13 protein-coding genes are annotated in these 13,108 nt (G+C 66.6%); 4 read left to right on the top strand and 9 right to left on the bottom strand.

Translation table 11 applies throughout. The features are described from left to right. Positions 1-30 precede the first annotated feature (30 nt). The 3 genes from leuS to CBM2588_RS14705 form a co-directional block, all read right to left on the bottom strand. Positions 31-2,652, bottom strand: a complete 2,622-nt coding sequence (gene leuS, locus CBM2588_RS14695; protein WP_115681109.1) for a leucine--tRNA ligase — start codon at positions 2,650-2,652, stop codon at positions 31-33. 170 nt (positions 2,653-2,822) lie between these two features. After that, the gene (gene dapB / locus CBM2588_RS14700; protein ID WP_115681110.1) at positions 2,823-3,620 is read right to left on the bottom strand and encodes a 4-hydroxy-tetrahydrodipicolinate reductase; all 798 of its coding nucleotides are present in this window, start codon (positions 3,618-3,620) and stop codon (positions 2,823-2,825) included. Positions 3,621-3,728: 108 nt separating this feature from the next. Then, positions 3,729-4,376 (bottom strand): outer membrane protein assembly factor BamE, encoded by a 648-nt coding sequence (locus CBM2588_RS14705; protein ID WP_115681111.1) that lies wholly within the window; start codon positions 4,374-4,376, stop codon positions 3,729-3,731. A gap of 246 nt (positions 4,377-4,622) precedes the next feature. On the opposite strand from CBM2588_RS14705, the gene fur reads away from it, so the two are divergent. Then, positions 4,623-5,054, top strand: coding sequence for a ferric iron uptake transcriptional regulator (fur, locus tag CBM2588_RS14710; protein ID WP_012353845.1), 432 nt, complete (start codon positions 4,623-4,625; stop codon positions 5,052-5,054). 89 nt (positions 5,055-5,143) lie between these two features. On the opposite strand, the gene CBM2588_RS14715 is transcribed toward fur, so the two are convergent. From CBM2588_RS14715 to tkt, 4 genes are all read right to left on the bottom strand, one after another. Further along, a complete protein-coding gene (locus tag CBM2588_RS14715) occupies positions 5,144-6,139 on the bottom strand; it encodes a LysR family transcriptional regulator (RefSeq protein WP_115681497.1) in 996 nt (331 codons plus the stop codon). Positions 6,140-6,168: 29 nt separating this feature from the next. Further along, positions 6,169-6,564 carry a hypothetical protein gene (locus CBM2588_RS14720; RefSeq protein ID WP_147298414.1) on the bottom strand — a complete coding sequence of 132 codons (396 nt, stop codon included), beginning with the start codon at positions 6,562-6,564 and terminating at the stop codon, positions 6,169-6,171. Beyond that, positions 6,513-7,511: a type I glyceraldehyde-3-phosphate dehydrogenase gene (gene gap, locus CBM2588_RS14725; protein ID WP_012353847.1), complete on the bottom strand. Its 999-nt coding sequence runs from the start codon at positions 7,509-7,511 to the stop codon at positions 6,513-6,515. Before gap ends, CBM2588_RS14720 begins: the two co-directional genes overlap by 52 nt. 84 nt (positions 7,512-7,595) lie before the next feature. Beyond that, positions 7,596-9,629 (bottom strand): transketolase, encoded by a 2,034-nt coding sequence (tkt, locus tag CBM2588_RS14730; protein WP_172583594.1) that lies wholly within the window; start codon positions 9,627-9,629, stop codon positions 7,596-7,598. Positions 9,630-9,941: 312 nt separating this feature from the next. Between tkt and CBM2588_RS14735 the strand changes: the two genes are divergently transcribed. The 3 genes from CBM2588_RS14735 to CBM2588_RS14745 are packed head-to-tail and all read left to right on the top strand — an operon-like array spanning position 9,942 to position 11,808. After that, positions 9,942-10,376: a VOC family protein gene (locus tag CBM2588_RS14735; RefSeq protein WP_115681113.1), complete on the top strand. Its 435-nt coding sequence runs from the start codon at positions 9,942-9,944 to the stop codon at positions 10,374-10,376. Then, complete coding sequence (locus CBM2588_RS14740; protein WP_115681114.1) at positions 10,376-11,134, top strand: 16S rRNA (uracil(1498)-N(3))-methyltransferase; 759 nt, start codon at positions 10,376-10,378, stop codon at positions 11,132-11,134. Before CBM2588_RS14735 ends, CBM2588_RS14740 begins: the two co-directional genes overlap by 1 nt. Before the next feature lie 56 nt (positions 11,135-11,190). Further along, positions 11,191-11,808, top strand: a complete 618-nt coding sequence (locus CBM2588_RS14745) for a YidB family protein (protein WP_115681115.1) — start codon at positions 11,191-11,193, stop codon at positions 11,806-11,808. Between the two features lie 92 nt (positions 11,809-11,900). Here CBM2588_RS14745 and CBM2588_RS14750 read toward each other — a convergent pair whose 3' ends face one another. Next, positions 11,901-12,518, bottom strand: coding sequence for a barstar family protein (locus CBM2588_RS14750; protein ID WP_018006331.1), 618 nt, complete (start codon positions 12,516-12,518; stop codon positions 11,901-11,903). Continuing rightward, entirely contained in the window at positions 12,515-12,886 is a 372-nt protein-coding gene (locus tag CBM2588_RS14755) for a ribonuclease domain-containing protein (protein ID WP_012353853.1), read from the bottom strand. The genes CBM2588_RS14750 and CBM2588_RS14755 overlap by 4 nt, the downstream gene beginning before the upstream one ends. Positions 12,887-13,108 lie beyond the last annotated feature (222 nt).

Raw genomic sequence — 13,108 nt, forward strand, 5'->3', positions numbered from 1 at the left:
TTGTCAGGTTCCGGCGGGCGGACGGCGCTGTCAAAGCACCACGTTGACCAGGCGGCCAGGCACCACCACGATCTTCTTGGGCGCCTTGCCTTCGGCGAACTTGGCTACGGTGTCGCTGGCGGCGGCGGTGGCCTCGATCGCGGCACGGTCGGCGTCGGCAGGCACGGTGATGCTGCCGCGCACCTTGCCGTTGATCTGCAGCACCAGCTCGATCTCGCTGCGCACCAGCGCGGCTTCATCGACCTGCGGCCACGGGGCGTCGAGCAGGTCGCCGGCCTCGGCGGCATAGCCCAGCTGCTCCCACAGGCCGTGGGTGATGTGCGGCACCACCGGGTACAGCACGCGCAACAGGATGCCGAAGCACTCGCGGCGCGCCGCCGGCGACGCGGTCTTGGCGTCGTCCAGCGCGTTCAGCATCTTCATGGTGGCGGACACCACGGTGTTGTACTGGATGCGCTGGTAGTCGTAGTTGGCCTGCTTGAGCACGCCGTGGATCTCGCGGCGCAGCTCGGCATCGTCCGCGCCCGGCGCGCCGGCGGCACCGTCGCGGATGGCGGCGGCGTTGGCATAGCCATGGTTCCACACGCGGCGCAGGAAGCGCGACGCGCCCTCCACGCCCGAACCGCTCCACTCCAGCTGCTGCTCGGGCGGCGCGGCGAACATCACGAACAGGCGCGCGGTATCGGCGCCGTACTGGTCGATCAGCGCCTGCGGGTCGATGCCGTTGTTCTTGGACTTCGACATCTTCTCGATGCCGCCGATCACCACCGGCTGGCCGTCGGCCTTCAGCGTGGCGCCCACCGGTCGGCCGCGCTCGTCGGTCTGCACGTCGACGTCGGCCGGGTTGTACCAGTGCTTCTTGCCCGAGGCGTCTTCGCGGTAGAAGGTCTCGTTCAGCACCATGCCCTGCGTCAGCAGGTTGGTGAACGGCTCGTCGAACTTGACCAGGCCCAGGTCGCGCATGACCTTGGTCCAGAAGCGCGCGTACAGCAGGTGCAGGATCGCATGCTCGATGCCGCCGATATACTGGTCCATCGGCATCCAGTAGTCGTTGCGGGCATCGACCATGGTGGCCGCGTCCGGGCAGGTATAGCGCATGTAGTACCAGCACGAATCGATGAAGGTATCCATCGTGTCGGTCTCGCGGCGCGCCGGCTTGCCGCACGACGGGCAGGTGCACTGCAGGAAGCGCGGGTCCTTGGCCAGCGGGTTGCCGGTGCCGTCCGGCACCAGGTCTTCGGGCAGCACCACCGGCAGGTCCTGCTCCGGCACCGGCACCACGCCGCAGCTGTCGCAGTGGATCAGCGGGATCGGCGTGCCCCAGTAGCGCTGGCGCGAGATGCCCCAGTCGCGCAGGCGCCAGGTGGTCTTCTTCTCGCCCAGGCCCATCGCGCCCAGGTCGGCGGCGATGGCTTCGACCGCGGCCTGGTAGCCGAGGCCGTCATACTTGCCGCTGTGGATGCAGGTGCCGTTTTCCTTGTCGCCGTACCATTCCTGCCAGGCTTCGGTCGAGTACGGCTGGCCCTTCACGTCGATCACCTGCCGGATCGGCAGGCCGTACTTGTTGGCGAAGGCGAAGTCGCGCTCGTCATGCGCGGGGACGCCCATCACGGCGCCGTCGCCATAGCTCATCAGCACGTAGTTGCCGACCCACACGTCGACCTTGTCGCCGGTCAGCGGGTGCACCACCTGCAGGCCGGTCGGCATGCCCTTCTTCTCCATGGTCGCCATGTCGGCTTCCATGACCGAGCCATGCTTGCATTCGTCGATGAAGGCGGCCAGTTCGGGGTTGTTCAGCGCGGCGTGCGTGGCCAGCGGGTGCTCGGCGGCGACCGCGCAGAAGGTCACGCCCATGATGGTGTCGGCGCGCGTGGTGAAGACGTACAGCTTGCCGTCGTGGATCGGCTTGCCGTCCTCGCCCGGGATGTCATGGGTGAACGCAAAGCGCACGCCCACGCTCTTGCCGATCCAGTTCTGCTGCATCACCTTGACGCGCTCGGGCCAGCCCAGCTGGTCCAGGTCGCCCAGCAGCTCCTGCGCATAGTCGGTGATGCGCAGGTAGTACATCGGGATCTCGCGCTTTTCGACCACCGCGCCCGAGCGCCAGCCGCGGCCGTCGATGACCTGCTCGTTGGCCAGCACGGTCTGGTCGACCGGGTCCCAGTTGACGGTGCCGGTCTTGCGGTAGGCAATGCCCTTTTCCAGCATCTTCAGGAACAGCCACTGGTTCCAGCGGTAGTAGTCCGGGCTGCAGGTGGCCACCTCGCGCGACCAGTCGATCGCCAGGCCCATCGACTGCATCTGCTTCTTCATGTAAGCGATGTTGTCGTAGGTCCAGGCGGCCGGCGCCACGCCGTTGTTCAGCGCCGCGTTCTCGGCCGGCATGCCGAACGCGTCCCAGCCCATCGGCATCAGCACGTTGTTGCCGTTCATGCGCAGGTAGCGCGCCATCACATCGTTGATGGTGTAGTTGCGCACGTGGCCCATATGCAGCTTGCCCGACGGGTACGGCAGCATCGAGCAGGCGTAGAACTTGGGCTTCTCCTTGCCGTCGGCCCCGACCGCATGCTCCGACACGCGATAGGCGTCGATGGCTTGCCAGTGCTGCTGGGCGGCTTGTTCAACGGCGGAAGGAAGGTATTTGTCTTGCATGGTCGGGACAGCGGTCAAGGACAGCGTCTGCGCGGCAACTGGCCTGCCGGCATCCGGGAAGATTCGTTCGAAGGTAAGCGGCGGGCGCCAGTCTGGGCGCCCGCCCGGCGAGCAATGCTAAAGCAATCGATTATAACCGTGGCGGCAGCGCTGGCCGCCCGGGCCTGGCCTTACTTCAGGCCCAGCACGTCCTGCATGTCGAACAGGCCGGTCGGCTTGTCCGCCAGGAAACGGGCCGAGCGCACCGCGCCGTCGGCATACGACTGGCGACTCGACGACTTGTGGCTGATCTCGATGCGCTCGCCGATGCCGGCGAACATCACGGTGTGGTCGCCGACGATATCGCCGCCGCGGATGGTGGCAAAGCCGATCGAACCGGGATCGCGCTCGCCGGTATGGCCTTCGCGGGCAAACACGCCGCAGGTCTTGAGGTCGCGGCCCAGCGCATCGGCGATCACTTCGCCCATCTTCAGCGCGGTACCCGACGGGGCGTCGACCTTGAAGCGGTGGTGGGCCTCGATCACCTCGATGTCATAGCCGGTCGACAGCAGTTTGGCCGCGACTTCCAGCAGCTTGAAAGTGGCATTGACGCCAACGCTGAAGTTGGCCGCAAAGACGATGCCGATCGACTTGGCGGCCTCGGCCAGCGCGGCCTTGCCGGCGTCGTCGAAGCCGGTGGTGCCGACCACCATCTTGACGCCGCGCCTCTTCGCCGCTTCCAGGTGCGCCAGCGTGCCTTCCGGACGGGTGAAGTCGATCAGGCAGTCCGCGCCGGCCAGCCCGGCTTCCAGGTCCGCGGTGATCCCGACGCCGGTGTTGCGGCCCAGGAACAGGCCCGCATCCTGCCCCAGCGCCGGCGAGCCCGGCACGTCGAGCGCGCCCGACAGCTTCACGCCCTCGGTGTTCAGCACTTGTTCGATCAGCATGCGGCCCATGCGGCCCGATGCGCCTGCGATGGCGATGTTCATGGTGTCTGGCTCTGCGGAATATGCGCGGTGCGCGAAAGAGAAACGAGCCGGCCATGCCTGGCCGGCCCGGAAAACCGGCAGCGCGCCGCGGCCGGCGCGCGTGATCGATCAGTTGGCGGCTGGCTTGGCCGCGTCGGCGGGTGCGGTGGCCTGGGCCGGAGCCGACGGCTCGGCGGCGGGCTGGGCCGCCTGCGCCGGTTGTGCGCCCGCGCCGGAAGCTTCCGGCTGCTGCGCCTGCCGCGGCACGAAGTTCTCGACCGTGGTCTGCTGCTCGGCCGGGGCCGGGGCCGCGGCCGCGCTGGTGGTGATCTTGCCCGGCGTCTGCTCCTTGAGCGCCTTCTTCATGCCGTCGATTTCGGCGATCAGCTCGTACTCGGACGGCAGTTCGTCGCCGCCAAACTTGACCAGGCGGTCGCCGTCGAAGAACACCGTGTAGCGGCGCTGCTGCACCACCGAGGTATTGCCGCGGCGGAACGAAAACACATAATCCCAGCGATTGGCGTGGAACACGTCGGTCAGCAGCGGCGTGCCGAGCAGGAACTTGACCTGGTCGCGGGTCATGCCCTCGCGCAACTGCGAAGCGGCTTCGCGCGACACGAAATTGCCCTGCACGATGTTGATCCGGTACGGCGTGATGGCGTTGGCTACCTTGCGCGAAGTGGAATCGTAGGCCGAGCAGGCGCCGGCCAGCAGGGCCGCGGCCAGCAGGGAGACAACCAGCGTCGGACGCATGGCGGACGAACGGATAGAACGCATGGATCTCGTTTCCGGAGGGAAAGAAAAGTAACGCGGCAGAGAACGCGCTGCGCGGGCATGAAAACGGCGCAAAATGCGCCGATTGCACCACACGAGCGGACGGCATCTGCCGCCGCAACCACATGGGTCGGCAAGCTTGCCGGGCACGCGACGCCGACCTGTGGACATCGTCGGCACGAGCGACTTTTGCTGCCAAAACCCTTATGATTCAACTATCCAGACATTGTACTCTAGGGAGTCACCCACATGCCGAGTCCGGCGGACCTCAAGAATATCGGCCTGAAGGCGACCGTGCCCAGGCTGAAGATTCTTGAAATTTTTCAGACCAGCGAACAGCGTCACCTGAGCGCGGAAGACGTCTACCGCATCCTGCTCAACGAGCATATGGATATCGGCCTGGCCACCGTCTACCGCGTGCTGACGCAGTTCGAGCAGGCCGGCCTGCTGTCGCGCAACAACTTCGAGTCCGGCAAGGCGATCTTCGAGCTCAACGAAGGCAAGCACCACGACCACCTGGTGTGCCTGGATTGCGGCCGGGTCGAGGAATTCTTCGATTCCGAGATCGAACAGCGCCAGCAAAGCATTGCACGCGAGCGCGGCTTTACCCTGCAGGAACACGCGTTGTCGCTGTACGGCAACTGCACCAAAACAAACTGTCCCCACAGACCCAAACGATAAGCAACCGCTCGCTCCCTTGCCGGAGCGCAGACGGGCAACAAAAAACCGGCGCCTGGCGCCGGTTTTTTGTTGTGGCTTGCTGCCGCGGGTCAGCGCGCCTGCAGGTCCTGCAGGTCCTGCTCGCTCACCACCCGGGCCGGGCGCGCCTGCGGCAGGCCGACGAACTCGCCCACCACCTGGCGGAACAGGCCGCGCGCCCACACCAGCATCGGGTGGGTGTTGCGGCTACGGTGCCAGAACATGTTCAGGCCGAGCGTGGTGTTCAGCTCCGCCGGCAGCGGGAAGGCCTTCAGGCCGTAGGTTTCGCAGGCCATGTCCTTGGTCAGCGCATTGACGGTGAAGATCATGTCCGTCTGCGAGGCCAGTTCGGCCTGGGCGCGCCACGAATGGACCGTCAGCGAGGCGTTGCGCTTCAGGCCGCGCTGCTGCAGCGCGTAGTCGAGCGGGATCAGCGACGGCGCCGGGCGCCCCGAGCCGCCGGAGTGCGCCATGAAGATATGGCCGCAGTCCAGGTATTGCTCGAGCGTGCAGTGACCCTTCAGCACCGGATGGTCCTTGCGCGCGCACACCCACAGGTTCAGCGACGTCACCATTTCCTCGACGATTTCCGGATGGCGGGTCGGGAACGGCGAGAATCCCAGGTCGAGTTCATTGGCGCGCATCGACGCCACATCGGTCTCCCACGAATGGGACTCGACCAGCTTGATATGCAGGTCCGGCGCCAGCGCCTTGATGCGCAGCACGAAACGGTTGAACACCGTATCGCCCAGTTCCGCGGCAAAGCCGATGCTCAGCGTGCCGGTGGCGGTGGCGGGATCAAAGTTGTCCGCGTCGCCCTCGTTGATGGACGACCACAGGTCCAGCATGTCGCGGATCTTGGGTCCCAGCTCGAGCGCGCGCGGCGTCGGCGTCAGGCCGTGCGGGACGCGGATAAAGAGTGGATCGTCAAAGATTTCGCGCAGCCTGCCCAGCGAATGCGAGACCGCCGGCGCGGTCATGTGCATTTTCTCCGCCACGTAGGTGGCATTACGCTTGCTCAGCAGCTCGGTGAAGATCACTAGAAGCTTTGTGTCTACGTTCACCATGATCAGGCCCCCGGTCAGATTTTTCACAGCTAAGATGGCCCCACCACTTGCACTGGCTGCACATCAGATTTCAACAGCGTCTTAATAGTGTAAGAGGAAAAATCAGGCTCGGAAAGCAAATTCGGCATTTCTGGAATGGCCGCCCATGGCATAACTTCGAAAAATTGCGCGATTTTGCCGCAATTGATCGTAGATGCGTACATTAGCGGCGGCGCAACCAGCACTTCAGCCTCAGCTATCCTCGACCTTAGGGTTCCACTTTTATCATTCTTTTCTGACGCAACTATTTCAGTCGCGCCAGCAGACCAGCATCCTGCCTGAAAAAAGAAAAACGCGCCCGCGGGCGCGTTTTCGTGGGCGCGGAAGGCGCGGATTACTTGGCCACCACGCGTGCCATTTCCAGGCACTTGTTCGAATAGCCCCACTCGTTGTCGTACCAGCTCACGACCTTGATGAAGGTGCCGTCCAGCGCGATGCCGGCTTCAGCGTCGAAGATCGAGGTGCGTGCATCGCCGCGGAAATCCGTGGCGACAACCTTGTCTTCGGTATAGCCCAGCACGCCCTTCAGCGCGCCCTGGCTTTGGGCCTTCATCTCGGCGCAGATTTCTTCGTACGACGCCGACTTTTCCAGCTCGACGGTCAGGTCGACCACCGACACGTCCGAGGTCGGCACGCGGAACGACATGCCGGTCAGCTTCTTGTTCAGCTGCGGGATCACCACGCCCACGGCCTTGGCGGCGCCGGTCGACGACGGAATGATGTTTTCCAGGATGCCGCGGCCGCCGCGCCAGTCCTTGTTGGACGGGCCGTCAACGGTCTTCTGGGTGGCGGTGGCAGCGTGCACGGTGGTCATCAGGCCGCGCTTGATGCCCCACTTGTCGTTCAGCACCTTGGCCACCGGGGCCAGGCAGTTGGTGGTGCAGCTGGCGTTGGAGATGATCGCCTCGCCCTTGTACGTGTCGTGGTTCACGCCGTACACGAACATCGGGGTGTCGTCCTTCGACGGCGCCGACATGATCACCTTCTTGGCGCCCGCGTCGATGTGCTTCTGCGCGCCTTCCTTGGTCAGGAAGATGCCGGTCGACTCGATCACCACGTCGGCGCCGACTTCGCCCCACTTCAGCTCGGCCGGATCCTTCACCGCGGTCAGGCGGATCTTCTTGCCATTGACGACCAGCGTGTTGCCGTCGACCGACACTTCGCCGTCAAAGCGGCCGTGCACCGAGTCGTACTTCAGCATGTAGGCCAGGTAGTCGGGCTCGAGCAGGTCGTTGATGGCAACGACTTCGATGTCCTTGAAGTTGGCGGCGGCGGCGCGGAACACCATGCGCCCGATGCGGCCGAAGCCGTTGATGCCGATCTTGATGGTCATGACTGTCTCTCCTGAGGATCGATTGAAACCGGTGGGCGCCGCGTCTGCCGCGCGGCGCACCGCGCGGCTCCAGCGCCCGGATGCTTAGATAAGGGTGTCCTTCACCGTACGGACCACGTTCTCGACGGTAAAGCCGAAGTGCTTGAACAGCACGCCGGCCGGGGCCGATTCGCCGAAGGTGTCGATGCCCACTACCGCCTGGACCTGGTACTTCCACCAGAAGTCCGTCACGCCCGCCTCGACCGCCACGCGCGGCACGCCGGCCGGCAGCACGCTGGCCTTGTACGCGGTGTCCTGCTTGTCGAACACGGTGGTCGCGGGAACCGACACCACGCGCACATGCACGCCTTCGGCGGCCAGCGCATCGGCGGCGCCTACGGCCAGGCCCACTTCCGAGCCGGTCGCCAGGATCACGGCGTCCGGGCGGCCGGTCCTGGTGTTGACGCTGTCGCGCAGCACGTAGCCGCCGCGCGCGATATTGGCGCGGGTGGCGTCGTCGCGCTGCTGGAACGGCAGGTTCTGGCGGCTGAAGATCAGGCAGCTCGGGCCGTTCTCGCGGCGGATCGCCTCGGCCCAGGCCACGGCGGTCTCGGTGGTGTCGGCGGTACGCCAGACGTCCATGTTGGGGATCAGGCGCAGGCTGGCGACGTGCTCGATCGACTGGTGCGTCGGGCCGTCTTCGCCCAGGCCGATCGAGTCATGGGTGAACACGAACAGCGAGCGGATCTTCATCAGCGCCGCCATGCGCAGCGCATTGCGGCTGTAGTCCGAGAACGTCAGGAAGGTCGCGCCGTAGGGAATGTAGCCACCGTGCAGCGCGATGCCGTTCATGATCGCGCTCATGCCGAACTCGCGCACGCCGTAGTTGATGTGGTTGCCCCAGGCGTCTACGCGCACTGCCTTGCTGCCCGACCAGTTGGTCAGGTTCGAGCCGGTCAGGTCGGCCGAGCCGCCGAGGAACTCGGGCAGCACCGGGCCGAAGGCCTCGATGGTGTTCTGGCTGGCCTTGCGGGTGGCGATGGTCTCGGCCTTTTCCTCGCACTTGGCGATAAAGGCTTCGACGGCGGCGTCGAACGAGCCCGGCAGCTCGCCCTTCATGCGGCGGGTGAACTCGCCGGCTTCATACGGGTGGCGCTCGGCATACGATTCGAACAGCGCGTTCCAGGCGCGCTCCAGCGCCTGGCCGTTGGCCTTGGCGTCCCAGGCGTCATAGACGTCTGCGGGCACCTCGAACGGGGCGTGGGCCCAGCCCAGCGCCTCGCGCGTGGCCAGCACTTCGGCGCCGCCCAGCGGGGCGCCGTGCACGTCGTGGCCGCCTTCCTTGTTGGGCGCGCCCTTGCCGATCTTGGTGCGGCAGCAGATCAGGGTCGGCTTGTCGTTGGCCTTGGCCTGCGCGATGGCATTGTCGACCGCGACCACGTCGTGGCCGTCGATGCCGCGGATCACGTTCCAGCCGTAGGCTTCGAAGCGCTTCGGGGTGTCGTCGTTGAACCAGTGCACCACGTCGCCGTCGATCGAGATGCCGTTGTCATCCCACAGCGCAATCAGCTTGTTCAGCTTGAGCGTGCCGGCGAGCGAGCAGGCTTCGTGCGAGATGCCTTCCATCAGGCAGCCGTCGCCCAGGAACACATAGGTGTAGTGGTCGACGATATCGAAGCCGGGGCGGTTGAATTCCTCGCCCAGCAGGCGCTCGGCCAGCGCCATGCCGACCGCGTTGGTGATGCCCTGGCCGAGCGGGCCGGTGGTGGTTTCCACGCCCGGCGTGATGCCGTATTCCGGATGGCCGGCGGTCTTGCTGTGCAGCTGGCGGAAGTTCTTCAGCTCTTCGATCGGCAGGTCGTAGCCGCTCAGGTGCAGCAGCGCGTAGATCAGCATCGAGCCGTGGCCGTTGGACAGCACGAAGCGGTCACGGTCGGCCCACTGCGGGTTGCTCGGGTTGTGCTTCAGGTGCCGGCCCCACAGCGCCACGGCGATGTCTGCCATGCCCATCGGCGCACCGGGGTGGCCGGAATTGGCCTGCTGGACGGCGTCCATGGCAAGCACGCGGATGGCGTCGGCCATCAGCTTGGCGGGCTGGGAAGCAAAGGGACTTGTGGCGGGATGGGCAAGGGCGGACATGCGGGCGGATTCGGCGTGAGCCTTGGCGGCAGGAAAACCGCAATTTTAGCAGAAGCTAGGGGGTTTTCCGGACTCCCGACGCCCCCTCCGGCCGAGTCCGGGCGATCATCGCAGGCCGCCCGCACCACCGCATGCCGGCAACCGGAACTATCCCGGCCCCGGCATGCCTGATGCTTCACCCCGGCGCCCTGGCAAGGACGTGGCGCGGACCGTGGCGCGGCACTTCGACAGCGTAGCGCGGCACGCGTAAGATGCACTCTCGCACCGCGCGGCACGCCGCCGCGCCGGGTTTCCCGCAACCAGGAGACGATCATGACCAGACCGGCCAATACCCCCTGGCTCACCCCCTACCTGACCGTCGCCAACGGCCGCGCCGCGCTGGACTTCTATGGCCGCGCCTTCGGCTTCACCCCCGGCAACGTGGTCGACGAGAACGGCGTTCCCACCCACGCCGAGATGCAATACCAGGGCCAGCTGGTGGTGATGTTCGCGCCCGAGGGCGCGTGGGGCAGCACGGCGCGCACGCCGCGCTCGCTGGGCGTGGAGTGCCCGCAGACCTTCTACGTCTATTGCGACGATGTCGACGCCATGCACCAGCGCGCGGTCGACGCCGGCGCGGTCAGCCTGATGGCGCCGGCCGACCAGTTCTGGGGCGACCGCTACTGCATGGTCGAGGATCCCGACGGCTACCGCTGGGGTTTCGGCAAGCCGCTGGCCCAGGCCAGCCAGGCCAGCCAGGCAAGCTGATGGCACCACGATTTTTTGTCGGCGGCGCGGACGCCGTGCTGGCCGCCGAATCGGATTTCCCGCTGCCCGAAGCGGTGGTGCGCCACGCGCAGGTGCTGCGCCTGGCGCCGGGCGACGCCATCACCCTGTTCGACGGCCGCGGCGGCAGCCACGCCGCCACGCTGGTCGAACTGGGCAAGCGCCACGCACTGGCGCGCATCGGCGCGCATGACGCGGCCGAGGCCGAGCCGCCCTTCCGCGTCACGCTGGCGCAGGGCCTGGCCGGCGGCGACAAGATGGACTGGCTGATCGAGAAAGCCGTCGAACTGGGCGTCGCGGCGATCCAGCCGCTGCAGGCCAGCCGCTCGGTGGTACGGCTGTCCGGCGAGCGCGCGCAGAAGCGCCAGGCGCACTGGCAGGCGCTGGTCCAGGCCGCCTGCGAGCAATGCGGCCGAAATCGTTTGCCGGCAGTGGCGGAGGTCACTAACTTGGATACGTGGCTGGCGCGCGTCGCACGATCCGGCGAAGGCGCCAGGCTGCTGCTCTCGCCGCGTGCCGCGCATTCGCTGCCGGCACTGGTGGCGGAACGGCGCGAGGCACTGCTGGCCGATGGCGTCACGTTGCTGATCGGCCCGGAGGGCGGGCTGGCCCCCGAAGAAGAACAGGCCGCGCTGCAGGCGGGTTTTACCGGCGTGTCGCTCGGCCCGCGCATCCTGCGTACCGAAAGCGCCGGGCTCGCCTGCCTGGCCACCCTGAACGCCTTGCTGGGCGGATTCTGACGACGGGGCACCCCGGCCCTGCGTTCCGTTGCAACCCTGACTGAAAGGAGTCGACCATGGGACTACTCGATAGCGTGCTGGGCGGTGTGCTCGGACAACTCGGCGGCGCGCGCACAGAGAGCGGCCAGGCCGGCGGGCTCGACCCCAAGCTGATGATGGCACTCGGCCTGCTGGCCACGCTGGCCATGCGCAGCCGCGCGCAAGGCGGCGATGCCGCCGGCGACGCGCCCGCGGCCGATGATGGCCGGGGCGGGCTGGGCAGCCTCGGCGGGCTGCTGGGCGGCATGCTCGGCGGCGGCGCCGGCACCGCGCCGGGCGGCGCCACCGGCGGACTCGACCTGGGCTCGCTGCTCGGCGGCCTGCTGGGCGGCCAGGGCGGCGCGCCGGCCAACAGCCAGGCGCTGGGCGCGGCCGCCGGCGGCATCGGCGCGCTGCAGCAGATTCTGGCGCAGGCGGGGCTGGGCGAACAGGTCAACTCCTGGATCGGCAGCGGCGCCAACCAGCCGGTCACGCCGTCGGCGCTGAGTGATGCGCTGAACGACACCGGCGCGCTGCAGTCGCTGGCGCAGAGCACCGGCATGTCGCAGGACGACGTAGCGGCGCAGTTGAGCGAAGGCCTGCCGGAACTGATCGACCGGCTCACGCCGCATGGCCATGTGCCGGCGCAGGAATAAGAAGCAGAAGCGCCGCGCCTGAGCCCGACAAGCAAAAAGCCCGCATCAGCGGGCTTTTTGCCTGTTATGCCGTCGAACCGCAGCCGGCGCGGTCAGGCGAACGAATAGAACACGCGGAACTGCACCTTGCGCTCGCCCCAGAATTCGGCGGCGTCGCGGAACACGTCGAGCAGCACCTCGCGCGCTTCCTTGTCGAACTTCTGCGCGATCGGCAGCCCCTCCAGCACGATCACGAAACCCGGCTGCGGGCCGGCCTTGTAGATCATGTCGGTCAGGCAGTCGGCCAGCGCGTCGAAGTTCTTGCCGAAGTGCTTGGGGAAGGTGAACGAGGTGGCGATGGTTTCCAGGATCTCCGCCTTGCTCGCGCAATGCGCGCAATTGGCATAGAGGAAATGCTGGCCGAGATCGGCCGCGGCCTGGGCCAGTTCCGGCACGCGGAAGGCGCGGATCGACTGGACGATGTTCGGACGCACCGTCTTGAACAGGTTCATGGCCCCCTCGCTGGTGCCGTCGTTCCAACCGGGACCGGCGGGCATGGCCACGGGCGCGGTCGCGGGCGGGAGTTTTTGCATGAGCTCCTGGCTCGGCATCATCAGCACGTTGTCGTATAGGTTCTGGGCCTGCTGCTGAGCCCGCTGCCAGCCATCTCCGGCGCCGCGCTCTTCGCGGGCGGCAAGGGCGTCGCCCAGTCCGAAAATGTCAGTCATCATTTGAGTATCCGTTTGAAGCTGTTGTAGTGGTCTTCCGTGTAGTAACAATCGTTGGCGGCGCGCTGTTCCCCGCCGCAGACGATCCGCTTGGCTCCCCGGTTCCGGCTCCTGGCGCTCTTGACCGTGTATTCGCGGTAATAACCGCGTTCTCTTTGCGGCAGGATGCGTTCGTAGTTGCCGAATCTCGAGCCGTCCTTGTCATACGGGAACGGGCCGCCGGCTTCGATGCGCTCCAGGGTCTGCCGCGCTTCGTTGGGCAACTGCTGCACTGCAATGGTTCCCAGCCCTTCGGTCTGCGCCTGGCGTGCCAGCGTCGGCTGCGCCAGGGCCAGCACCAGCGCCGCGCCGGTCAGGGACCGGGCCAGCATGCGCGTTGCCTGCCGCATCGGAGAAACTTGGAAACCCACGTTGCTTGTCTTGGTTGAACCGGAAATCGAGCCTGCCGCTGGTTGGGTAGACGATCTGTCCGGGCCACCCTGGCCTGCCCCTCTGCGCTGCGTGAAGCGTCGCGCGAGGAATGCCGGCCGCACCGGGGCGCTCATGGCGAGCGCCTGTATCAAAGGCGTAAGGTTACGCGCATGCACGCAATT

Origin of the sequence: Cupriavidus taiwanensis (assembly GCF_900250075.1) — a bacterium.
Classification (GTDB): Bacteria; Pseudomonadota; Gammaproteobacteria; order Burkholderiales; family Burkholderiaceae; genus Cupriavidus; species Cupriavidus taiwanensis_C.